Annotated in this window: 18 protein-coding genes; 4 read left to right on the forward strand and 14 right to left on the reverse strand. The window is 74.0% G+C overall.

Annotation, left to right across the window (positions count from 1 at the left end):
- The first annotated feature begins 12 nt into the window (after window positions 1-12).
- Together O2W16_RS19065 and pgl are read left to right on the forward strand one after the other, a co-directional pair.
- The gene (locus O2W16_RS19065) at window positions 13-1,254 is read left to right on the forward strand and encodes a glucose-6-phosphate dehydrogenase assembly protein OpcA (protein ID WP_269160403.1); all 1,242 of its coding nucleotides are present in this window, start codon (window positions 13-15) and stop codon (window positions 1,252-1,254) included.
- Window positions 1,251-2,063, forward strand: a complete 813-nt coding sequence (gene pgl / locus O2W16_RS19070; protein ID WP_269160404.1) for a 6-phosphogluconolactonase — start codon at window positions 1,251-1,253, stop codon at window positions 2,061-2,063. The genes O2W16_RS19065 and pgl overlap by 4 nt, the downstream gene beginning before the upstream one ends.
- A 105-nt stretch (window positions 2,064-2,168) precedes the next feature.
- On the opposite strand, the gene O2W16_RS19075 is transcribed toward pgl, so the two are convergent.
- From O2W16_RS19075 to uvrC, 11 genes are all read right to left on the reverse strand, one after another.
- Window positions 2,169-2,510 (reverse strand): RNA polymerase-binding protein RbpA, encoded by a 342-nt coding sequence (locus O2W16_RS19075; RefSeq protein WP_269160405.1) that lies wholly within the window; start codon window positions 2,508-2,510, stop codon window positions 2,169-2,171.
- Between the two features lie 223 nt (window positions 2,511-2,733).
- On the reverse strand, window positions 2,734-2,964 hold the full coding sequence (gene secG / locus O2W16_RS19080; protein ID WP_269160406.1) for a preprotein translocase subunit SecG: 231 nt from the start codon (window positions 2,962-2,964) through the stop codon (window positions 2,734-2,736).
- A 120-nt stretch (window positions 2,965-3,084) separates the two neighbouring features.
- A complete protein-coding gene (locus O2W16_RS19085; RefSeq protein ID WP_269160408.1) occupies window positions 3,085-4,848 on the reverse strand; it encodes an ABC transporter substrate-binding protein in 1,764 nt (587 codons plus the stop codon).
- Between the two features lie 51 nt (window positions 4,849-4,899).
- On the reverse strand, window positions 4,900-5,709 hold the full coding sequence (gene tpiA, locus O2W16_RS19090) for a triose-phosphate isomerase (RefSeq protein WP_269160409.1): 810 nt from the start codon (window positions 5,707-5,709) through the stop codon (window positions 4,900-4,902).
- A 9-nt stretch (window positions 5,710-5,718) separates the two neighbouring features.
- Window positions 5,719-6,912 carry a phosphoglycerate kinase gene (locus O2W16_RS19095; RefSeq protein WP_269160410.1) on the reverse strand — a complete coding sequence of 398 codons (1,194 nt, stop codon included), beginning with the start codon at window positions 6,910-6,912 and terminating at the stop codon, window positions 5,719-5,721.
- On the reverse strand, window positions 6,912-7,916 hold the full coding sequence (gene gap, locus O2W16_RS19100; RefSeq protein ID WP_269160411.1) for a type I glyceraldehyde-3-phosphate dehydrogenase: 1,005 nt from the start codon (window positions 7,914-7,916) through the stop codon (window positions 6,912-6,914). Before gap ends, O2W16_RS19095 begins: the two co-directional genes overlap by 1 nt.
- A gap of 173 nt (window positions 7,917-8,089) precedes the next feature.
- Window positions 8,090-9,733, reverse strand: a complete 1,644-nt coding sequence (locus O2W16_RS19105) for a histidine kinase N-terminal 7TM domain-containing diguanylate cyclase (RefSeq protein ID WP_269160413.1) — start codon at window positions 9,731-9,733, stop codon at window positions 8,090-8,092.
- 141 nt (window positions 9,734-9,874) lie between these two features.
- The gene (gene whiA, locus O2W16_RS19110; protein ID WP_442928921.1) at window positions 9,875-10,849 is read right to left on the reverse strand and encodes a DNA-binding protein WhiA; all 975 of its coding nucleotides are present in this window, start codon (window positions 10,847-10,849) and stop codon (window positions 9,875-9,877) included.
- Window positions 10,850-10,928: 79 nt separating this feature from the next.
- Window positions 10,929-11,882, reverse strand: coding sequence for a gluconeogenesis factor YvcK family protein (locus O2W16_RS19115; protein ID WP_269160415.1), 954 nt, complete (start codon window positions 11,880-11,882; stop codon window positions 10,929-10,931).
- Window positions 11,882-12,820 (reverse strand): RNase adapter RapZ, encoded by a 939-nt coding sequence (rapZ, locus tag O2W16_RS19120; RefSeq protein WP_269160416.1) that lies wholly within the window; start codon window positions 12,818-12,820, stop codon window positions 11,882-11,884. The genes O2W16_RS19115 and rapZ overlap by 1 nt, the downstream gene beginning before the upstream one ends.
- Window positions 12,817-14,883, reverse strand: coding sequence for an excinuclease ABC subunit UvrC (uvrC, locus tag O2W16_RS19125; RefSeq protein WP_269160417.1), 2,067 nt, complete (start codon window positions 14,881-14,883; stop codon window positions 12,817-12,819). The genes rapZ and uvrC overlap by 4 nt, the downstream gene beginning before the upstream one ends.
- A gap of 145 nt (window positions 14,884-15,028) precedes the next feature.
- On the opposite strand from uvrC, the gene O2W16_RS19130 reads away from it, so the two are divergent.
- A complete protein-coding gene (locus O2W16_RS19130; RefSeq protein ID WP_269160418.1) occupies window positions 15,029-16,294 on the forward strand; it encodes a cytochrome P450 in 1,266 nt (421 codons plus the stop codon).
- Between the two features lie 92 nt (window positions 16,295-16,386).
- On the forward strand, window positions 16,387-16,947 hold the full coding sequence (locus O2W16_RS19135; RefSeq protein WP_269160419.1) for a hypothetical protein: 561 nt from the start codon (window positions 16,387-16,389) through the stop codon (window positions 16,945-16,947).
- A 71-nt stretch (window positions 16,948-17,018) separates the two neighbouring features.
- Here O2W16_RS19135 and O2W16_RS19140 read toward each other — a convergent pair whose 3' ends face one another.
- The 3 genes from O2W16_RS19140 to O2W16_RS19150 form a co-directional block, all read right to left on the reverse strand.
- Window positions 17,019-17,939, reverse strand: a complete 921-nt coding sequence (locus O2W16_RS19140) for an alpha/beta fold hydrolase (protein ID WP_269160420.1) — start codon at window positions 17,937-17,939, stop codon at window positions 17,019-17,021.
- Window positions 17,940-17,995: 56 nt separating this feature from the next.
- The gene (gene uvrA / locus O2W16_RS19145; RefSeq protein ID WP_269160421.1) at window positions 17,996-20,890 is read right to left on the reverse strand and encodes an excinuclease ABC subunit UvrA; all 2,895 of its coding nucleotides are present in this window, start codon (window positions 20,888-20,890) and stop codon (window positions 17,996-17,998) included.
- A gap of 185 nt (window positions 20,891-21,075) precedes the next feature.
- Window positions 21,076-22,530: an amidase gene (locus tag O2W16_RS19150; protein WP_269160422.1), complete on the reverse strand. Its 1,455-nt coding sequence runs from the start codon at window positions 22,528-22,530 to the stop codon at window positions 21,076-21,078.
- Between the last annotated feature and the right edge of the window lie 31 nt (window positions 22,531-22,561).

The raw sequence follows: 22,561 nt of genomic DNA on the forward strand, positions 1-22,561 counted from the left end.
GGAGGGGATCTCATGACCACGCTGTGGGACACCACCGGATCCGCGGTGGTCAAGGAACTGGCCGCCCAGCGCCGCACCGGCGGCGCCGTGATGAGCGGCGTCGCGCTGACGCTGGTGGTCGTCGCCGACGAGGGCCGGGTCGCCGAGGCCGAGCAGGCCGCGTCCGCCGCGGCCGAGGTGCACCCCTGCCGGCTGCTGGTCGTCGTGCGGCGCCAGGTCGAGGCCCCGGTGCCCCGGCTGGACGCCGAGGTGCTCATCGGTGGCCGGCTGGGCCCGGGTGAGGCCGTCGTCATGCGGATGTACGGCCGCCTGGGCCTGCACGCGGAGTCCGTCGTGCTGCCGTTGCTCGCCGCCGACGCGCCGGTCGTCACCTGGTGGCACGAGACCCCGCCGGAGCTCATCGCGCGGGACGCCCTGGGCGTGATCGCCAACCGCCGGATCACCGACTCCGCCATGGCGGCCGACCCGGTCGCCGCGCTGCGGAACCGGGCGCACGACTACGCCCCGGGGGACACCGACCTGGCCTGGACCCGCAGCACGCCCTGGCGGGCCACGCTCGCCTCCACCCTCGACTCCGTCTCCGGTCGCCGCGGCGACGCGGTCCGGGTGCACGGCGGGCAGGTCGAGGGCGACCCGGCGAGCGCGACCGCCCAGCTGGTCGCCGGATGGCTGTCCGCCCGGTGCGGCTGCACCATCGAGGTGGTCCCCACCGCACGGGTCCCCGGGTCGGCCGGCATCGACAGCGTCGAGCTGCGCCTGGACCAGGACGAGGTCGTGCGGCTGCAGGACGACCGCAAGGGCGGGGCGGTGATCAACCAGCCGTTCCGGCCGGAGGCCGTCGTCGCGCTGCCCGACCGCAGCCTCGGCGAGCTGATCGGTGAGGAGCTGCGCCGGCTGGACTCCGATGAGCCCTACAGCGAGGCGCTGGAGGCGGTGACCGGTGCGACCGGTCTCTCCGCCCGGCCGGGCTGCCGGGACCACGTCTGGTACGACCCCATGCGGCCGCAGCAGACCTCCGAGCCGAGCAACGGCAACGGCAACGGGGACGGCGCACCCCCCAGCGCCTCCCCTGCGGCGTCGGCGGCCACCCCGGCCCCGACGGTGCCCGACGACTCGGTCGACGCCGACGAGGTGGCCGAGAGCGGGGAGCACGACTCCCCCGCCGACGACTCCGACGAGCAGCCGGTCGTGCAGTCCCCCGACGCGCCGTCGGCGGCCGGCGGCGCACCGACCAGGAAGGCGCGCACCCGATGAGCCACACCTCCCCCGGCGACCGGGTCGACCAGGCCCTGACCGAGTCCGGCCGGCCCGCCCCCGACGTCGTGGTCCAGCCCGACGCCGACCAGCTCGCCCGCTCCGTCGCCTCCGCGCTGGTCGCCCGGCTGGCCGCGGCCCAGGCCGTGCACGGGACGGCGTCGGTGGTCCTCACCGGCGGGGGCATCGGCACCGCCGTGCTCGAGCGGGTCGCCGCGCTGGCCGCCGAGCCCGAGCACGCCGTCGTCGACTGGGCGGCGGTGGACGTGTGGTGGGGCGACGAGCGCTTCGTGCCGGTCGACGATCCGGACCGCAACGAGCTCGGCGCCCGGGAGTCGTTGCTGGGCAAGGTGGCGCTGGACCCCGAGCGGGTGCACCCGATGCCCTCCTCCGACGCCGGCTTCGACGAGCCGGAGGAGGCCGCGACCTGGTACGCCGAGCAGCTGGCCGCCGTCGCCGGTGCGGGCGAGACCATGCCCCGGATCGACGTGCTGCTGCTGGGGATGGGGCCGGAGGGGCACGTCGCCTCGATCTTCCCGGAGTCCCCGGCCGCCACCGACGACCGTCCGGTGGTCGCGGTCCGCGACTGCCCGAAGCCGCCGCCGACCCGGGTGAGCCTCGGCTTCGCAGCGATCACCGCGGCCGAGGAGGTCTGGCTGCTGGTCAGCGGGGAGGGCAAGGCAGAGGCCGTCGCCCGGGCGCTGTCCGGCGCCGACCCGGTCCAGCTCCCGGCTGCCGGCGCGCGCGGCAAGCAGGCCACCCGCTGGCTCCTGGACGCCGCCGCAGCCAGCCAGCTCCCCCGAGCCTGAGCCCCGGACAGCCGACAGCCCGGTCACCCCAGCTGCTCATGGGGTGACCGGGCTGTCGGCTGGAACGGACCCGCCGCGGACCTGCCCGAGGCCCGGGTCCTGCGCTCAGGCGCCCCGGCGGGCGCGCAAGCGGCTCAGGGCCTCCTCCAGGAGTGCATCTCCGTCGGCGTCCGAGCGGCGCTCTCGCACGTAGGCCAGGTGCGTCTTGTACGGCTCCGTCCGCGGTGCCGGCGGCGGGTTCTGCTGGTCGGTCCCCGCCGGGAGCCCGCACCGAGGGCAGTCCCAGGTCTCCGGGACGTCGATGTCCGTCGCGAAGGCGATCCGCGACTCGTGGTTGTTCGCGCACCAGAAGCCGATCCGGTGCCGTGGCGCTGCCTCGCCGCGCTCTGCCTCACCGATCGGTCCCGCACCGACCCGGCTCCCCCGGATCGCGTTCCCACCAGCCACGAGCGGCCCCCCTGATCGTCGCCACGTCGCGGTGACTGAGTTGATCACCGCTGGGGCAGTCTAGGACCTGACCAGCTCGTCTGGGGTCACGATGTGAACACCCTGTGTGCCGCCACGCGCCCTGACGACGATGGGAACGATCGCACGACCGGACCACACCCGCGGCCCTTTCTCAGCGGCCCGCGCCGAGCTCGCGAGGCGTGGGGCGAGAGCGGGTCCTTCGTCAGATCTTCAGCAGCAGGCCGAGCGCCACGATGCAGACGGCCCACAGCAGGCCGGCGAAGACGGTCAGCCGGTTGAGGTTCTTCTCCACCACCGAGCTGCCGGACAGCTGGGAGGACACCGCGCCGCCGAACATCGAGGACAGGCCGCCGCCCTTGCCGCGGTGCAGCAGGATGAGCACGATCAGCAGCACGCTGGTGAGCACCAGCAGCACGTTGAGGAACAGCTCCATCAGTCGTTCGTCTCCTGTCCCGTACACCACGGGGTGGGTGGGCTCGCACCCGTCGGGTCGGGGGCTCTCGACGGTCCAGCCTAACGGACGACGCCGGTGTGGCGGTTCAGCCGGCGTCGGTCAGCGCACTCCGGCCGTCGCGACGTCGTAGCCCCCGTAGGGCTGCATGACGACACCGTTGCGCAGCCGCTGGCCGGCCAGCAGCTGCACCCGGTTCTCCACCAGCGGGACGTAGGCCGACGTCTCCTGCACCGCGTACCCGACCTGGCGCCACGCGTCGGCGGCCGCCGCCGGGTCGGTCGCCGACCGGGCGGCGTCCACCAGCCCGTTGACCGTCGGGTCGTCCAGGTGCGCGTAGTTGGTGTTGCCGACCCGGCGGATCGAGCGCCCGTCGGCCAGCGGGAGCAGGAAGGAGGCAGCGGTCGGGAAGTCCGCTGCCCAGGTGGCCAGCACCATCCCGTACCCCGCCGCGGTCACGGCCTCGGGGTTGCCGACGTCGGTGGCGTAGTAGGTCGCCGGGTCCAGGGGGCGCACCTCGACGTCGATCTGCACCTCCGCCAGGTCTGCGGCGATCGCCTCGGCCACCTCCACGCTGGAGGGCACGTCCGGCACCGCCAGCACCGTGCTGAAGCCGTCGGGCTGCCCGCAGGCGGCCAGGGCCGCCCGGGCAGCGGCCAGGTCCGCTTCGGGGTCGGACTCCTCGGGGGCGCCGGCGACCGCGCGCGGCCAGAGCACCGACGTCCGCACGGCGTTGCCCGCCCCGGACAGCGCCTGTTGCACGGCGGACCGGTCGACCGCGGCGACCACCGCAGCGCGGCACGAGGGGTTGTCCATCGGGGCCACCGTGGTCGGCAGGGCCAGCAACCGGACCGTGCCGGTGGTGACGTCGTCGATCCGGTCGGCCAGCTCCTCGTCCTCCAGCCGGCTGGTGGTGGCCTGGTGCACGCCGGTGCCGGAGAGGTCCGCATCGGCCGAGCCGGCCAGCAGGGCCTGGTCGCGGGCGAGGCTGGAGAGGCCGGTCCGCACGACGACCTGGTCCGGGAGGGCCGTGCGGACGTCGTCGGTGGCCGGGTCCCACTCCGGGTTGCGGGAGAGCACGATCCCGGCCACCGGGTCGGCGGAGGTGATCAGGTAGGGCCCGGAGCTGACCGGGCGGGCACCGTAGTCGCCGCCGGTGTCGCTCTCCACCGGCACCGGGCTGCTCGAGGGCAGGGCCATGACGAAGGGGAAGTCCGGCGCCGGGGCGGTGAGCCGGAAGACGATCGTCCGGTCGTCGGGGGTCTCGATCGAGGCCAGCCCCAGCCGGTCGGCGCTCTCGTCCTGGTAGGGCCCGGCGTAGGGGTCCGTCGGGTCGTCGAGGAGGTCGACGACGTGCGTGGGACCGCCGACGACCACGTCGGAGGCGAAGGAGCGCTCGATCCCGTACTTCACGTCGCGCGAGGTGATCGGCCGGCCGCTCTCGAACCGCACCCCCTCGCGCAGGGTGTACGTCCAGGTCCGGCCGCCGTCGGTGCTCGTGCCGAGGTCGGTGGCGAGGTCGGGGACGAGCTCGTCGGTGCTGCCCGGCTCGGCGGAGTAGGTGACCAGCGTGCGGGTGTACAGCCGCATCAGGTTCCACACCGACGGCATGTAGGAGCGCTGCGGGTCCAGGCTGTCGATCTCCCCGGTGACCAGCCGCAGGGTCCCACCGGGCTCCTCGGACGGCGCGCGCACGCCGTCGACCCCGCTGTCGGGCTCCGACTCCAGCGTCGGCACCGCGGCCACCCCGCTGTTGTCGCTGCCGCAGCCGGCCAGCAAGGCGACCAGGACCACGACGACGACCGACCGCCCTGCTCCCCGGAGGGCGCGCTGGGCGATCGGTCGTCGTTCCGTGCTGTGCCTCAACTGCTGTGCCTCAACGTGGGTGCTGCTCCGCCCGGTCAGTGCCGGCGGCGGTCAGCTCCCACCGGCAGCGGTACGACAGATCTGTACGAACTCGTCGGCGTCCAGGCTGGCCCCGCCGACGAGTGCACCGTCGACGTCGGCACCGGCGAGGATGCCGGCGGTGTTGCCGGCCTTGACCGATCCCCCGTAGAGGATACGGACCGCAGCGGCCGTGTCCGCGCCGTGACGTTCGGCGAGCCGTGCCCGCAGCGCCGCACAGACCTCTTGCGCATCATCCGGCGTGGCCACCTCCCCGGTGCCGATCGCCCACACCGGTTCGTAGGCGACCACCAGCTCCTGGAGCTGTTCGGTGGGGACGCCGTCCAGGGCCCGGTCCAGCTGGTCGGTGCAGTGCGCGACGTGGGTGCCCGCCCGGCGGACGTCCAGCCCCTCCCCCACGCACAGCAGCGGGACCAGGCCGTGCCGCAGGGCCGCCTGCACCTTGGCCGCGACCACCGCGTCGTCCTCACCGTGCAGCGTGCGCCGCTCGGAGTGGCCGACCAGGACGTAGCGGCAGGCCAACGCGGCGAGCATCGCCCCGCTGACCTCCCCGGTGTAGGCACCGGAGTCGTGCGCCGAGACGTCCTGGGCGCCGTACCCGATCTCCAGCTTGTCGCCGGCCACCAGCGTCTGCACGCTGCGCAGCGCGGTGAACGGCGGGACGACGACGACCTCGGCGTCCTCCAGCTGCGGCTCGGTCAGCGAGAAGGCCAGCTTCTGCACCAGCCCGATCGCCTCGAGGTGGGTCAGGTGCATCTTCCAGTTGCCCGCGATGAGCGGACGGCGGCCCTCCCGGGGCGGCCTGGGCTTGGTGCGTGCCATCGTCGCCCCTCAGTCCGCGAGCACCGCGAGCCCGGGGAGCTCCCGGCCCTCGAGGTACTCCAGCGACGCGCCGCCGCCGGTGCTGATGTGACCGTAAGCCGCCTCGTCCAGCCCGAGCTGGCGCACGGAGGCCGCGGAGTCGCCGCCGCCGACGACGGAGAGCCCGTCGATCGCGCCGACGGCCTGCGCCACGCCCCGCGTGCCGCCCTGGAAGGGAGCGAGCTCGAACACGCCCATCGGCCCGTTCCAGAAGACGGTGCGCGCGCCGGCCAGCGCCTCGGCGAAGACCTCCACGCTCTTCGGGCCGATGTCCAGGCTCATCTGGTCGGCCGGGATCTCGGTGGCCGGCAGCACGGTGGTCGGCGCGTCCGCGCTGAACTCCGAGGTGCAGACCACGTCGACCGGCAGCACGATCCGGTCGCCGGCCTCGGCCAGCAGCCGGCGGCAGCTGTCGACCTGGTCGGCCTCCAGCAGCGACGTCCCGACCTCGTGCCCCTGGGCGGCCAGGAACGTGTAGGTCATCCCCCCGCCGACCAGCAGCCGGTCGACCTTGGGCAGCAGCGCCTCGATCACGCCGAGCTTGTCGCTGACCTTGGAGCCGCCGAGCACGACCACGTAGGGCCGCTGCGGCTCCTCGGTGAGCCGGGTGAGCACCTCGAGCTCGCGGGCGACCAGCCGGCCCGCCGCGTGCGGGAGCCGCTCGGCCACGTCGACGACCGAGGCGTGTGCGCGGTGCACGGCCCCGAACGCGTCGTCGACGTACAGCTCGGCCAGCCCGGCGAGCCGGTCGGCCAGCTCGCCACGGACGGCGGCGTCCTTGCTGGTCTCGGCGGCCTCGAAGCGGACGTTCTCCAGCATCAGCACCTGGCCGTCGGCCAGCGCCGCGGCCCTGGCCGTGGCGTCGGGGCCGGCGACGTCGGCGGCCAGCGGCACCTCGGTGCCGAGCAGCTCACCGAGCCGGGCGGCCACCGGGGCCAGGGAGTACCGCGGGTCGGGCTCGCCCTTGGGCCGGCCCAGGTGCGCGGCGACGACGACCCGGGCGCCGGCCTCGCGGAGGGCGCTGATCGTCGGGAGGCTGGCCCGGATCCGGCCGTCGTCGGTGATCGCGCCGCTGTCGGAGTCCAACGGGACGTTCAGGTCGGCGCGCAGCAGCACGCGCCGACCCGACACCCCGTCGGCGATGAGCTCGTCGACGGACCGCATCAGAGCTTGCTGCCCACCAGGACGACGGAGTCGACGAGGCGGTTGGAGTAGCCCCACTCGTTGTCGTACCAGCCGACGACCTTGACCTGGTTGCCGAACACCTTGGTCAGGCCGGCGTCGTAGATGCAGGAGGCCGGGTCGGTGACGATGTCGGAGGAGACGATCGGCGCGTCGGTGTAGACCAGGTACGGCGCCAGCGGGCCGGCGGCGGCCGCCTTGTACGCCGCGTCGACCTCCTCGACGGTGACGTCACGGGACAGGGTGACGGTGAGGTCGGTGGCCGAGCCGGTCGGCACGGGCACGCGGAGCGCGTAGCCGTCGAGCTTGCCCTTCAGCTCCGGCAGCACGAGGCCGATCGCCTTCGCCGCACCGGTGGAGGTGGGGACGATGTTCAGCGCCGCCGCGCGGGCGCGGCGCATGTCCTTGTGCGGGCCGTCCTGCAGGTTCTGGTCGGCGGTGTAGGCGTGGATCGTGGTCATCAGGCCACGCTCGATGCCGAAGGCGTCGTTGAGCACCTTGGCCAGCGGGGCCAGGCAGTTGGTGGTGCAGGACGCGTTGCTGATGATCGTCTGCGAGCCGTCGTACTGCTCGTGGTTGACGCCCATGACGATCGTGAGGTCGTCGCCGGTGGCCGGCGCCGAGATGATGACCTTCTTGGCCCCACCGGCGTCGACGTGCTTGCGCGCGTCGTCGGCCTTGGTGAAGAAGCCGGTGGACTCGACGACGACGTCGACGCCCAGCTCGCCCCAGGGCAGGTTCGCCGGGTCGCGCTCGGCCAGCACCTTGATGGTGGCGCCGCCGACCTTGATGCCGTCGCCGACGACCGAGACGTCCTCGGCGAGCTTGCCGAGGATGCTGTCGTACTTGAGCAGGTGCGCGAGCGTCTCGGGCGTGGTCAGGTCGTTGACCGCCACGACCTCGACGTCGGCCCCGCTGGCGGCGACCGCCCGATAGAAGTTGCGGCCGATCCGACCGAACCCGTTGATGCCGACCCGTACCGTCACTGAGGACCTCCCAGACCGTGTTGCCCAGCCGGGCCGGTCGGCCCAGCGGCGCCCGTGGGCCGTGCGTGCGCACGACCACATTCCGGCGACAGCCTATCGGCCTGCGGAGCGGCGCCCGACCGCGCGTCCGGGCCGTTCCTGCTGCTCCGGAAGACGTCGCGGACGTCTGGAGGTCAACTCGGCGTGCTGGCCCCGAGCACCTCGACCGGCGCGTCGCCACCCGACCGCCCGCCGTCACCGAGGACGACGCGGTCCCGGCCCTCGGCCTTGGCCACGTACAGCGCCGCGTCCGCGGCGGCGAGCAGCTCCCCGGGCCCCTCGTCCCCGGTCCGGACGGCGACGCCCACGCTCACCGTGACCTGCACCGAACCGCCGTCGATCCGGTGGACGACGGCTGCACAGCCCTGCCGCACCGACTCCGCCCGAGCCGCGGCCTGAGCCGGGTCGGCGCCGGGCAGCACCAGCACGAACTCCTCCCCGCCCAGCCGGGCGACCGTGTCGCCGGGCCGGGTCACCCGACCCAGCGCGCCGGCGATCCCGCGGAGCACCTGGTCGCCGGCGGCGTGCCCGAACCGGTCGTTCACCGCCTTGAAGTGGTCGACGTCCAGGGCCAGCAGGGCGACCGGCGACCCGGCGCCGTCCGGCAGCAGCATCGTGGCCAGCACCCGGTCGAGGTGACGCCGGTTGTGCAGCCCGGTCAGGTGGTCGCGGACGGCCTCCTCGGCGAGCTCCTCCTGGAGCCGCTCGATGACCTCCAGCTGGGCCAGGAGCCGGGCGTTGAGGGCCTCGACGGCCAGGTGCCGCGCCCGCTCCTCGCTCACGTCCCGCAGCACCGACACCCGGCCGAGCAGCCGGCCGCGGCCGTCGGTCACCGGTGTGGTGCGCACGTCGCACCAGAGACCGGGCAGGAGCTCGGTCGGCCGGCCCCCGGACCGCCCGGCCACCGACTGCAGCAGGGTGGCGAGGTCCGGGCCGGCCACCTGGGCGAGCGTGGCGCCGAGCGGGTCGACGGTGCTCGTCGGCCGGACCCGGCGCAGCAGCGCACGGGCGGCCGGGTTGAGGTCGAGGACCCGGCCCGCCGGGTCCGAGACCACGACCGCGTCGGTCATGGTGTCGACGGCGTGGCTGCGGGCGACGGGGACCAGCCGCAGCAGCCCCATCCGGAGCAGGGCGTACCCGGCGACCACCCCGGTCAGCACGAACAGCACGGGGGTCAGGTCGACCGTGCCCTGGTCGGCCATGAGGCCGGTGAGGGCGGCGTTCCCGACGAAGGGGGGCAGCACCGACAGCAGCAGGACGCCGGTCTGCCGGCGCGCCAGCGTCGTGCTGGACCGCAGCCGCCAGACCAGCAGGCCGAGGGCACTGAGGACCATCAGGTAGCTGTAGGCGGCGTGGGCCAGGAACAGCGGGCCGACCACCAGCTCCACCTGGCCCGCGGGCGCGGACAGGTCGGTGCCGCCGTAGATCCACGGCCAGGTGGCCGGCAGCACGGTCAGGACGGTGATGGTCAGCGGTTCGACGACCAGCGCCGCGCGGAGCCGACCACTGGGCCGCCAGGACGGGTCGGCGAGGGCGCGCGGCAGGCACCACAGCCCGATCACCACAGCGCCCGCACCGAGGAAGGCCACCGGCTGACTGGCCCGCCGCAGCCCGGCACCGACGTCGAGGAGCAGGACGACGTCGGCTGCCGACCAGAGCGCGATGCCCACCATCACGAGCGTCAGGCAGGTCGCGGCCGAGTTGCCGTCCCGCCGTTGCCAGCAGACCCAGGCGACGGCGAGCGAGACCGCGATGGCGGCCACGAAGAGCGCCGCCAACGGAACCGGCTCCACGGCGTTCTCCCACCGTTCAGCGGCGACTCGTCTGGTCGCCCTCCTCGCGGTCTTCGGTACGCGGGCCCGATGACTGTGCCCCTGCGGCGACGACGTCCCCCGCGCGGGTGACGCGGGCCGGCGCCGCTACTGGGCCAGCATGTCGTCGGTCACCACGGACTCGGTGTCCGGGATGCCGAGGTCCTTGGCCCGCTTGTCGGCCATCGCCAGCAGACGCCGGATGCGCCCTGCCACGGCGTCCTTGGTCATCGGGGGGTCGGCGCGCTGGCCGAGCTCCTCCAGCGACGCCTGACCGAACTCCAGCCGCAGCCGCCCGGCGACCAGCAGGTGCTCGGGAGCGTCGTCGGCGAGGATCTCCAGGGCGCGCTCCACCCGGGCGCTCGCGGCCACCGCCGCCCGCGCCGAGCGGCGCAGGTTGGCGTCGTCGAAGTTGGCCAGCCGATTGGCGGTGGCCCGGACCTCGCGGCGCATCCGCCGCTCCTCCCAGGCCAGGACGGCGTCGTGGGCGCCCATCCGGGTCAGCAGCGCACCGATGGCGTCGCCGTCCCGCACGACCACCCGGTCGGTGCCGCGGACCTCCCGGGCCTTGGCCGCGATGCCCAGCCGCCGCGCTGCGCCGACCAGCGCCATCGCCGCCTCGGGCCCGGGGCAGGTGACCTCCAGGGACGAGGAGCGCCCCGGCTCGGTCAGCGAGCCGTGCGCCAGGAAGGCACCTCGCCACGCGGCCTCGGCGTCACCGATCCCGCCGGAGACCACCGACGGCGGCAGGCCCCGGACGGGGCGGCCCCGCTGGTCGACCAGCCCGGTCTGCCGGGCCAGGCCCTCGCCGTGCTTGGCGATCCGGACCAGGTAGCGCACCCCCCGCCGGATGTTGCCGCCGGCCAGCACGCTCACGCCGCTGGTGTAGCCGTACACCTCGCTGATGTCGCGGCGCAGTCGCCGGGCCACCGAACCGGTGTCCAGCTCGGCCTCGATGACCACCCTGCCGCCCACGATGTGCAGGCCACCGGAGAAGCGCAGCAGCGCGGTCACCTCGGCCTTGCGCTCCGAGGTCTTCGTGCACTCCACGCGGGAGAGCTCGTCCTTCACCATCGCCGTCATGGCCACCAGCTGTGTTCCCTTCCCCCTGTGTGCCGGCCGGTGTCACGGTCGTCCCCGTGTCCGGCCACTGCCCTGCCGGTCACCGCGCGCCGACCACGGAGGCCAGCGCGGCAGCGAGCCGGGAGGGGTCGTGCTGTGGTGCACCGTCCGGTGCAGCCACCGGTGCGAGCACCAGTTCTGCACCACATGCCTGCACAGCAGACAGCAGACCACGCCGGTCAACAACCGCAGCGGTGTCCGCGATCACCGTGTGCAGCGACACGCCCCCCAGATGTGCCAGCAGGACCCGTAGGTGCTCCTCCGGTGAGAAGCCGTCGGTCTCCCCCACCTGGGGCTCCAGGTTGAGCACCACGACCACCCGCGCCGTCGTCTCCGCCAGGGCCGTCCGCAGCCGCGGGACCAGCAGGTGGGGCAGCACGGAGGTGTACCAGGAGCCCGGCCCGAGGCTCACCACGTCGGCCGTCGCGATCGCCGCCAGCACCTCCGGAGGGACCGGGGGGTCCGCCGGGGAGACCCGGATGTCCTCGACGTGCCCGGGCGTGGAGGCGATCGCGACCTGGCCGCGGATCCGCCGGGTCTCCTGCGGGTCGTCGGGGTCGACGCTGGCCACCGTGGCCACCAGGTCCAGGGGCACCTCGGCCATGGGCAGCACCCGGCCGCGCGCCCCGAGCAGCTGCTCCAGCACGCCGAGGGCCCGGACCGCGTCACCACCGTGCATCTCGGTCAGCCCGGTCAGCATGAGGTTGCCGACGGGGTGGCCGGCGAGCACACCGCTGCCACCGAAGCGGTGCTGGAGCAGGGCGGCCATCTCCTGGGTGCGCGGGTCGTCGCCGGCGAGCGCGGCCAGCGCCATCCGCAGGTCACCGGGTGGCAGCACCGGCATCTCGCGCCGGATCCGCCCCGAGGACCCGCCGTCGTCGGCGACGGTGACCACCGCGGTCAGCTCCGTGGTGAGCCGACGCCAGGCGGCCAGGGCAGCGGCCAGGCCGTGCCCGCCACCGAGGGCGACGACCCGCAGACCGGGCGTCTCCACTACTCGCGCCCCAGGTCACGGTGGCGCGCGGTGGCCGGGACACCCTCGGCTTTGAGCCGACGGGCGAACTCCTCGGCGATGGCGACGCTGCGGTGCTTCCCGCCGGTGCACCCCACGGCGAGGGTCAGGTACCGCTTGCCCTCGCGCCGGTAGCCGGGCAGCAGCAGCCGCAGCACCTCGCTGTAGCTGTCCAGGAAGGCACCGGCGTCGTCCTGGGCGAGCACGTAGTCGCGCACCTCGGCGTCCCGGCCGGTCATCGACCGCAGCTCCGGCACCCAGTGCGGGTTGGGCAGGAACCGGGCGTCGACGACGAGGTCGGCGTCCAGCGGCAGGCCGTACTTGAAGCCGAAGCTGAGCACGGTCGCCACCACCTCCGGCAGCTCGCCGTCCGGCACGAACGCCGCCTCCAGGGTGGCCCGCAACTGGTGCACGTTGAGGTCGCTGGTGTCGATCCACAGGTCGGCGTCGCCGGCGACGCCGGTGAGCAGCTCCCGCTCGGTGTCGATGCCGTCGATCAGCCGGCCGTTGCCCTGCAGCGGGTGCTCGCGCCGGACCGACTCGTAGCGCCTGATCAACACCTCGTTGCGGGCGTGCACGTACACCACGCGCGGCCGGTGCCCGGCGTCGGCGAGCTGCCGGATGGACTCCTGCAGGTCGCTGGAGAAGGCCCGGCTGCGCACGTCGACGACGGCGGCGAACCGGCGCAGGTCGCCCCGGGCGCCCAGCTCGACCATCGGCTGCAGCAGGGCGGGCGGGAGGTTGTCGACCACGAAGAAGCCGAGGTCCTCCAGCACCCGGCCGGCGCTGTTCTTGCCGGCTCCGGAGAGCCCCGTCACCACCACGACGTCCAGCGGGGCGAGCTCCGTGCTCGTCCCGTCGTCCGCCGGCGGGACGTCGCTCTGCGGCCCGGCCGGCACCGGGTGGGCGGCGGCGCTCATGCCCGCTGCCCGGCGGCGGGGTGGACCCGGCCGATCTCGGCCGTCTCGCCGGCGTCCGCCCCGTGCACCGGTGACGGCGGTGCGCCCGTGGCCACCGCCGGCTCCACCTCGACGGCGTCCTCGGCGACCACGTCGGGCGAGGCCCCGGCGGCCACCGGCTCGGCGACGGCGGCCAGCACCGCCTCGGCCGTGCGCCGGCCGATGCCGGGGACCGCCGTGAGCTCCTCGACCGAGGCCGCGCGCAGCCGCTTGAGGGATCCGAACTGCTTCATCAGAGCCTTCCGCCGGGTGTCGCCGAGCCCCGGGACGTCGTCCAGGAGCGAGACCAACATGGTGCTGGATCGCTTCTGCCGGTGGTAGGTGATCGCGAACCGGTGCGCCTCGTCGCGCACCCGCTGCAACAGGTAGAGGGCCTCGGAGGTGCGCGGCAGGATGACCGGGTCGGGGTCGTCGGGCAGCCAGACCTCCTCCATCCGCTTGGCCAGACCGCAGACGGCGACGTCGACGATGCCCAGCTCCGCCAGCGAGCGGCTGGCTGCGGCCACCTGCGGGGCGCCGCCGTCGACCACCAGCAGGTTGGGCGGGTAGGCGAACCGGCGGGGCCGGCCCTCCTCGGCGGCGACGCCCTGCTCGTCCCGGCGGTCCTGCTCCTCCTTGAGGTGCCGGGCGAAGCGGCGTCGCACGACCTCGGCCATCGCCGCGGTGTCGTCGGTGCCCTGGGCGACGGAGAACCGCCGGTAGTCGGACTTCTTGGCCATGCCGTCCTCGAAGACGACCATGCTGGCCACGACGTTCGTGCCCTGCACGTGTGAGACGTCGATGCACTCGATCCGCAGTGGCGCCTCGGGCAGGTCCAGCGCCTCCTGGATCTCCGACAGCGCCAGCGACCGGGCGGTGAGGTCGCTGGCCCGCTTCACCCGGTGCCGGGCGAAGGACTCCTTCGCGTTGCGCTCGACGGTCTCCATCAGGCTGCGCTTGTCCCCCCGCTGCGGGACGCGCAGCGACACCCGGGAGCCGCGCAGCTCGCTGAGCAGCTCGGCGTAGACCTCGGCGTCGTCGGGCAGCTCGGGCACGAGCACCTCCCGGGGGACGACCTCTCCCACCTCCCCCGTGCCGGTCTCCTCGTCCACCCCGCCGTAGACCTGCAGCAGGAACTGCTCGACGAGCTGGCCGGTGGTGACGTCCTCGACCTTGTCGATGATCCAGCCGCGCTGCCCGCGCACCCGGCCACCGCGGACGTGGAAGACCTGGACGGCGGCCTCCAGCTCGTCCTGGGCGAAGGCGACGACGTCGGCGTCGGTGCCGTCACCGAGGACGACGGCCTGCTTCTCCAGCGCCCGGCGCAGCGCGCCGAGGTCGTCGCGCAGCCGCGCGGCCCGCTCGTAGTTCATCTCCTCGGCGGCCTCGGTCATCTGCCGCTCGAGCCGGCGGATCATCTGCTCGGTGCGACCGCCCATGAAGTCGCAGAAGTCGTCGACGATCTCCCGGTGCTCCTCGGCGCTGACCCGGCCGACGCAGGGCGCCGCGCACTTGCCGATGTAGCCGAGCAGGCACGGCCGGCCGATCTGCGCCGCCCGCTTGAAGACGCCGTTGGAGCAGGTGCGGGCCGGGAAGACGCGGGTGAGCGTGTCGACCGTCTCGCGGATCGCCCAGGCGTGCGCGTAGGGACCGAAGTACCGCACGCCCTTGCGCTTGGGGCCGCGCATGACCTGCAGCCGCGGGTACTCCTCGTTGAGCGTCACGGCGAGGCTGGGATAGCTCTTGTCGTCCCGGTACCGGACGTTGAACCGCGGGTCGAACTCCTTGATCCAGTTGTACTCGAGCTGGAGGGCCTCGACCTCGGTGCCGACGACGGTCCACTCCACGCTGGCGGCGGTGGTGACCATCTGCCGGGTGCGCGGGTGCAGCCCCCAGACGTCGGCGAAGTAGCTGTTCAGCCGCTGGCGGAGGCTCTTGGCCTTGCCGACGTAGACGACCCGGCCGGCCGGGTCGCGGAACTTGTAGACCCCGGGGCTCTCCGGGATGCTGCCGACCGCTGGGCGGTACGTGGACGGGTCGGGCATGCACCCAGGTTAGGTCTGCCCACCGACAACCCGTCGCCCGCTCCCGGCAGCCCCCCGGTGGGCGACGCAGCCGGACGGCCGAGAGGATGGGGACGGCGGCCTGAGCAGCGGGTGCCCACCGGGTCCTGACAGTGAGAGGTCTCCCGTGATCCCGTCCCTGACCGTGCCCGACAGCAGCCTGGCGCTGCTCCGCGAGGGCTACACGTTCATCTCCCGGCGCTGCGACCGACTCGGCTCCGACGCCTTCCGGACCCGCCTGTTGCTGCAGCCGGCGGTCTGCCTGCGCGGCGCCGAGGCGGCCGAGCTCTTCTACAGCGGCGAGCGGTTCGACCGCACCAACGCGTTCCCGCCGTCGATCGGGCACCTGCTCCAGGACCTGGGCAGCGTGCAGACGCTGGAGGGCGATGCCCACCGGCACCGCAAGGACATGTTCCTGACCGTGCTCCAGGGCACCGGCAGCGACGCGGTCACCGAGGCGCTGGCCCAGGAGTGGCGTCGCGCCGTCCCGCGGTGGCAGCAGGCCGGCCACGTGGTGCTCCACCCGGCGGTCAACGAGGTGCTCACCCGGGCGGCGACCCGGTGGGCCGGGGTGCCGATGAGCGAGCGCGACGTGCGGCTGCGCACCCGTGAGCTCGCGGCCATGGTCGACCAGGCCGGCACCGTGGGCCCGCGGAACTGGTGGGCCCACGCCCTGCGCAACCGGTCGGAGCTGTGGGCCCAGGGGTTGGTGACCCGGGTGCGCAGCGGTGACCTGGAGGTGCCCGCCGGCAGCGCACTGTCCGTGATCGCCGGTCACCGGGACACCGACGGCGCCCTGCTCACCGTGCCGGCCGCCGGGGTGGAGCTGCTCAACGTGCTGCGCCCGATCGTCGCGGTCAGCCGGTACGTGGTGTTCGCCGTGCTCGCCCTGCTGCAGCACCCGCACTGGCAGCAGACCTTCGCTGCGGGCAACGAGACGGACCTGATGGGCTTCGTCGACGAGGTGCGCCGGGTGTACCCGTTCTTCCCGCTGATCGCCGGCCGGGTGCGCAGGCCCTTCCGCTGGCAGGGGCACGACTTCCCGGTCGGGCTGCGGGTGCTGCTGGACATCTACGGCACCGACCACGACGCCCGGCTGTGGCCCGAGCCGGAGGTCTTCCGCCCCGAGCGGTTCCGCGACTGGGTGGGCGACGCGTACACGCTGATCCCGCAAGGCGGCGGGGAGTACCGGGACGACCACCGGTGCCCCGGAGAACCGATGACCCGGCTGCTCATCGCCGAGTCGGTACGGCTGCTGACCCGGTCGATGCGGTACGACGTCGGGGTCCAGGACCTCAGCGTCAGCCTGTCCCAGCTGCCCGCACTGCCGCGGAGCGGGTTCGTCGTGCACGGCGTCCAGCCGGTGGCCCCCGCAGCTGCCGTCACCGACTGACGCGGCCGACCTGCCTGTGGACGACGCCGGCACCACACCGGCCGCGGCTGCCAGGGTGGCCCTCTCAGCGACGGGCGACGGACGGGACGGGCATGCGCGGGACGGCGAGCAGTGAACGGGACGGCGTGGTGGTCACCGACCGCTGGGGCGGGAGCTGGCGGGTCCGCTGCCATCGCGCGGGGGTGTTGCCGGCCCCCGTGGCCCGGCCGGACGCCGCCGCGCTCGAGCGGCTGCTGCTGCCCTGGGGCACGCCCACGGGCTCACCCCCACCTCCGCCCCGGGCCAGCTGGGTGCTGGGGCGGTCGGCTCGCTGGCAGGGCTGGGCCGCTCCCGGCGCCGGTGTGGACCCGTGGCGGGAGGAGGCCTCCGCCCTCCGCGCCATCGCGTCGACGGCCGGGATCGGTTCGGTCGCCGCCTTCGTCCTGCTGCTGCGCGGTCGCCGCATCGCGCACCTGGCGGCGGCGGAACGGACGCACCCGTGGCTGGTGGAGTTCACGGCCTGCGCCGGGCCCACGCGGTCGGCGGTCTGGCTGGTCGAGGGGCCCGATGCGGCGCAGGCGGCTGTGGGCGAGGTGACCGGCGCAGTCCAGGCCGGGCGGCCACCCGCGCCGGCCGGCGGTCGGCTGCTCGACGTGCAGGACCGTCGCCGCTGAACCGTGGCCAGCTGGGGACCAGCGCACCGACGGTGTGGCCCCCGCCGGCCGGACGGCAGCGAGCTGCACTGTCAGGCGCCGAGGCGAGCCTCGAGCCAGCCGAGCAGGTCGGCGACGACCTCGTCGCGGTTGGTCTCGTTGAAGACCTCGTGCCGAGCCTCGGGGTAGACCCGCTGCTCGACGGGCAGCCCCCGCTCCCGGAGCAGCCCGGCGAGCGCGGTGACCTGGCCGGCGTCCCGGCCGCCGACCGGGTCGTGCTGCCCGGACAGCAGCAGCACCGGGAGCCCCTCCGGCAGCGCGGCGACCGCCTCGGGGCTGGCCGCGCGGACCGACATGCCGAAGACCCCGGCCGCGTAGCCGTGGGTCAGCGGGACCTGGTCGCCGGCGAGCGGGTCGGCCAGGTAGGCGTCGACCTCGGCCGGGTCACGGGACAGCCAGTCGTAGGGGGTGCGGGCGGGCTCGAACGGCTCGTTGAAGGCGCCGAGCGCGTCCAGCGGCTGGTCGCCCAGCCCGGCGGCCACGGCACCTTCCAGGGCGGAGACGGTGTCGGCCAGCTCCGGCGACACCCCGATCGGCCCGGACAGCACCAGGCCGCTCAGCTGGGCGCCGTCCCGCTGTGCGCTGGCCAGCGCGATGACCGAGCCCATCGAGTGGCCCAGCAGCACCCGGAGCACGCCTGGGTGCCCCTCGGCGGCGACCCGGTGCAGGGCCTCGACGTCGTCGAGTGCCCCGTCGGCACCGGGCGCGCCGAACCGGCCGGGGCCGGTGGCCTCGGCGGTGCGGCCGTGCCCGCGCAGGTCCATCGCGTAGACGGCCAGGCCCCGCTCGGTCAGCGCACCGGCCAGCCGCTCGTAGCGGCCGGAGTGCTCGGAGGCGCCGTGGACGACCTGCACGGTGCCGCGCACCTCGCCGGCGGGCAGCCACCGCCGGTAGGTGACGGCCACCCCGTCGGGGCGTGGGAGCTCGGACAGGTCGCCGGACGTCGTCGTCACGGTGGTTCCTCTCGGTCGGGAGCGCGCGGGGCGGCTGCAGCCGCCCCGCGCACCCGTCAGCTGGCCTTCTTCCGGGTCTTCTTCTTGACGCCGGAGGCCGCCGCGGCGACAGCCTCCGGGTCGAGGATCTTCGCCAGGAACCGGCCGGTGTGGCTCTCCGGGACCGACGCGACGAGCTCCGGCGGCCCCTCGGCGACGACCATGCCGCCGCGGAACCCGCCTTCCGGGCCCATGTCGATCAGCCAGTCGGCGCTCTTGATCACGTCGAGGTTGTGCTCGATGACGATGACCGAGTTGCCCTTGTCGACCAGGCCCTGGATCACCTGCAGCAGCTTGTTGATGTCCTCGAAGTGCAGCCCGGTGGTGGGCTCGTCGAGGACGTAGATCGTGCGGCCGTTGGAGCGCTTCTGCAGCTCGCTGGCGAGCTTGACCCGCTGCGCCTCGCCACCGGACAGCGTCGTCGCCGGCTGGCCGAGCCGGACGTAGCCCAGGCCGACGTCGGTGAGGGTGCGCATGTACCGGGCGATGGCAGGGATCGCGGCGAAGAAGTCGGCGGCCTCCTCGATCGGCATGTCCAACACCTCGGCGACCGTCTTGCCCTTGTAGTGCACCTCGAGGGTCTCCCGGTTGAACCGGGCGCCCTTGCAGACCTCGCAGGGCACGTAGACGTCGGGCAGGAAGTTCATCTCGATCTTCAGCGTGCCGTCGCCGGAGCACGCCTCGCACCGGCCGCCCTTGACGTTGAAGGAGAACCGGCCGGGCTGGTAGCCGCGGACCTTCGCCTCCGAGGTGCTGGCGAACAGCTTGCGGACGTGGTCCCAGACCCCGGTGTAGGTGGCCGGGTTGGACCGCGGGGTGCGGCCGATCGGCGACTGGTCGACGCCGACGACCTTGTCCAGCTGGTCCAGGCCGGTGATGGTGCGGTGCCGGCCGGGGACCATCCGCGCACGGTTGAGCTCGTTGGCCAAGGTCGTGTAGAGGATGTCGTTGACCAGGCTGGACTTGCCCGAGCCGGAGACGCCGGTGACGGCGACCATCATGCCCAGCGGGAAGGCCACGTCGATGCCGCGCAGGGTGTTCTCCCGGGCGCCCTTGACGACCAGCTCCCGGCCCGGCGTCCGCTCCCGCCGGATCGTCGGGATGGTGATCTCCCGGCGGCCGGACAGGTACTGGCCGGTGATCGACCGCTCGCTGGCGAGGAGGTCCTCATAGGTGCCGCTGACCACGACCTCGCCACCGTGCTCGCCGGCGCCGGGACCGATGTCGACGATCCAGTCGGCCTGCTTGATGGTGTCCTCGTCGTGCTCGACGACGATCAGCGTGTTGCCCATGTCGCGCAGCCGGACCAGCGTCTCGATCAGCCGGACGTTGTCGCGCTGGTGCAGCCCGATCGAGGGCTCGTCGAGCACGTAGAGGACGCCGACCAGCCCGGAGCCGATCTGGGTGGCCAGCCGGATGCGCTGCGCCTCCCCACCGGCCAGCGTGGCGGCCGGACGGTCCAGGGACAGGTAGTCGAGACCGACGGAGACGAGGAAGGACAGCCGGGCCTGGATCTCTCGGAGCACCTGGACGGCGATCGCCCGCTCGCGCTCGCCGAGCTCCAGGGCGTTGAGCCACTCGGAGGCCTCGCCGATGGACAGCCCGGTGACCTCGGCGATCGACCGGCCGTTCATCTTGACGGCGAGGATCTCCGGCTTGAGCCGGGTGCCGTGGCAGACGGGGCAGGGCACGTCCCGCATGTAGCCCTCGTACTTGTCCTTCATGAACTCGCTGTCGGTGTCCTCGTGGCGGCGCTCCAGGAAGGGCAGCACGCCTTCGAAGGCGGCGTAGTAGCTGCGCTCGCGGCCGTAGCGGTTCTTGTAGCGGACGTGCACCTGGTCCGGGGAACCGTGCAGCACCGCCTTCTGCACCTTGGCCGGCAGCTCCTCCCAGGGCGTGTTCATGGAGAAGCCGATCATGTCGGCGAGCCCGCCGAGCAGCCGCTGGAAGTACTCGTTGCTCATCGAGCCGGCCCACGGGGCGATGGCACCCTCACCGAGGCTCTTGCCCGGGTCGGGGACCACGAGGTCGGGGTCGACCTCCTTGCGGGTGCCGATGCCGGTGCACTCGGGGCAGGCGCCGAAGGGCGAGTTGAAGGAGAACGACCGGGGCTCCAGCGCCTCGAAGGACAGCCCGTCGTCGATGCAGGCCAGGTGCTCGGAGAAGGTGCGCTCACGGTGCAGGTCGTCCTCGGGGAGGTCCACGAAGTCGAGCACCACCAGGCCACCGGCGAGGCCGAGTGCGGTCTCGACCGAGTCGGTCAGCCGTCGCTTGGCGTTCTCCTTGACCGTCAGCCGGTCGACGATCACCTCGATCGTGTGCTTCTCCTGCTTCTTGAGCTTCGCCGGCTCGGTCAGCGGGTGGATGGTGCCGTCGACCCGGACCCGGGAGAAACCCTGGGTCTGCAGCGAGCTGAACAGGTCGACGTACTCGCCCTTGCGCGCCCGCACGACGGGGGCGAGCACCTGGAACCGGGTGCCCTCCTCCATGGCGAGCACCTGGTCGACGATCTGCTGGGGCGTCTGGCGGGAGATCGGCTTGCCGCAGTTGGGGCAGTGCGGCTGACCGGCCCGGGCGTAGAGCAGGCGGAGGTAGTCGTAGACCTCGGTGATCGTGCCGACCGTGGACCGCGGGTTGCGGTTCGTGGACTTCTGGTCGATCGACACCGCCGGGGAGAGGCCCTCGATGAAGTCGACGTCGGGCTTGTCCATCTGGCCCAGGAACTGGCGCGCGTAGGCGGACAGCGACTCCACGTACCGGCGCTGGCCCTCGGCGAAGATCGTGTCGAAGGCAAGGCTCGACTTGCCCGAGCCGGAGAGCCCCGTGAACACGATCATCGCGTCGCGGGGCAGGTCGAGGTGGACGTCCTTGAGGTTGTGCTCTCGGGCGCCGCGGACGACGAGCCGGTCCATGTGATCCCTGTCGGTCGCAGTGGTTCGGTGCTGGTCCGGTCGCGGGGCGGCGGGGACCAGTGGTGCAGTGCGGAGCTCGAGGCCGGTGAGGTGCATCGCCCAGTGGAACGGTGGCCCGACAGGCGGGCTTCCCGGCGCGGGTGTCGGCTGGGTCTCCCCCGCCCGCGCTGGGCGACGATGCCCGGTCAGCCGGCGGGGCCGCCGACGCGTCCTGCCGGGGCGAAGACCGGCGCGTGCCGGCGCCAGGGCAGCCGGCCTTCGAGCTCCCCGGCCAGCCAGAGTAGCCGCGTCTCGGCCCCGGCCGGGCCGACGAACTGGACGGAGGTGGGCAGCCCGTCCCGGCCCGGGCCGGCCGGCAGGACGAGCGCCGGCAGGCCGGCCACGTTCCAGGCCGACGTCCACGGCGCCCAGCGGGCGTTGGCCGTGATGTTCGCCAGGAAGCCCCGCTCGTGCCACGGCCGGGCGGCCAGCGGCGGACCGGAGACCACCGGGCTGAGCAGGACGTCGACGTCGGCGAAGTAGTCGGCCATCCGGGCCCGGAACGCCGCCGCCGTCTGCGGGCGGACCAGGCCGGCACGGCGCACCCAGCGGCCTAGCCGGGCGTGGGTGCGGCTGCGCGGCTCCAGCGCCCGCCGGTCGAGGCCCAGCGCCTCGGCGTCGGCGTCGGCGCCGGCCAGCCACCGGGTGATGGCGCCCAGCGCCGCAGCGGGCGTGATCACCGGCTCCTTGTCGACCACGACGTGACCGGCGGCGCGCAGCTCGGCGACCACGGCGTCCATCGCCGCGCGGCCGGCGGCGTCCAGCCGGACGCCGAGCACGGGCGACCGGGTGGAGACGGCGATCCGCAGCGGCCCGGCCGGGGCCGCCGGCGGGACGGGCTCGGTGCCGGCCAGCACGGCGAAGCCGACGGCCAGGTCGGCGACGGTGGTGGCGAGGACGCCGTTCTCTGCCATCCCCGACCAGCTGTCGGCGCCGATCTGGGCCGGGACCACACCGGAGCCCGGCTTGAGCGTGACGAGGCCGCAGGCGGCGGCGGGCAGCCGGAGGGAGCCCATGCCGTCGTTCCCCTGGGCCAGCGGCACGACGCTGGCGGCCACGGCGGCGGCGCTGCCGCCGGAGGAGCCGGCGGCCGAGCGTGCGGTGTCCCAGGGATTGCGGGTGACCGTGCCCGCACCGTCGGTGGCGCAGTAGAGACACAGCTCCGGCACCCGGGTGATGCCGACCACGACCGCGCCCGCGGCCCGCAGCCGGGCCACCACCGGGTGGTCGGCGGTGGCCGGGACCGGCCGGTGGGCCCGCGACCCGTCGGTGACCGCCTCGCCGGCGACCGCGACGTTGTCCTTCACCGCGATCGGGACGCCGGCCAGCGGCAGCCGGGCCCGGTCGGGGTGTGCGTCGACCACCGCGGCCTCGGTGAGGGCGGCCTCGGTGCGGACCACCCGGAAGGCCCCGATCCGCGCCTCGACGGCGGCCAGGTGCTGCAGATGGGCACGGACCACGTCGACGGCGGAGAGCTCTCCCGCGCGGACCCGGGCGGCGAGCTCGGTCGCCGGCAGACCGACGACCCCGTCGAGCACCACCCCGCCGGACCCTGCTCCGGCCGGCGCAGCGGCGGGCCCGGAACCTGCACTAGCGTCCATGCCGACGAACCTAGACGGCGGCACCGACAGT

Origin of the sequence: Modestobacter sp. VKM Ac-2984 (assembly GCF_026967985.1) — a bacterium.
Taxonomy (GTDB): Bacteria; Actinomycetota; Actinomycetes; order Mycobacteriales; family Geodermatophilaceae; genus Modestobacter.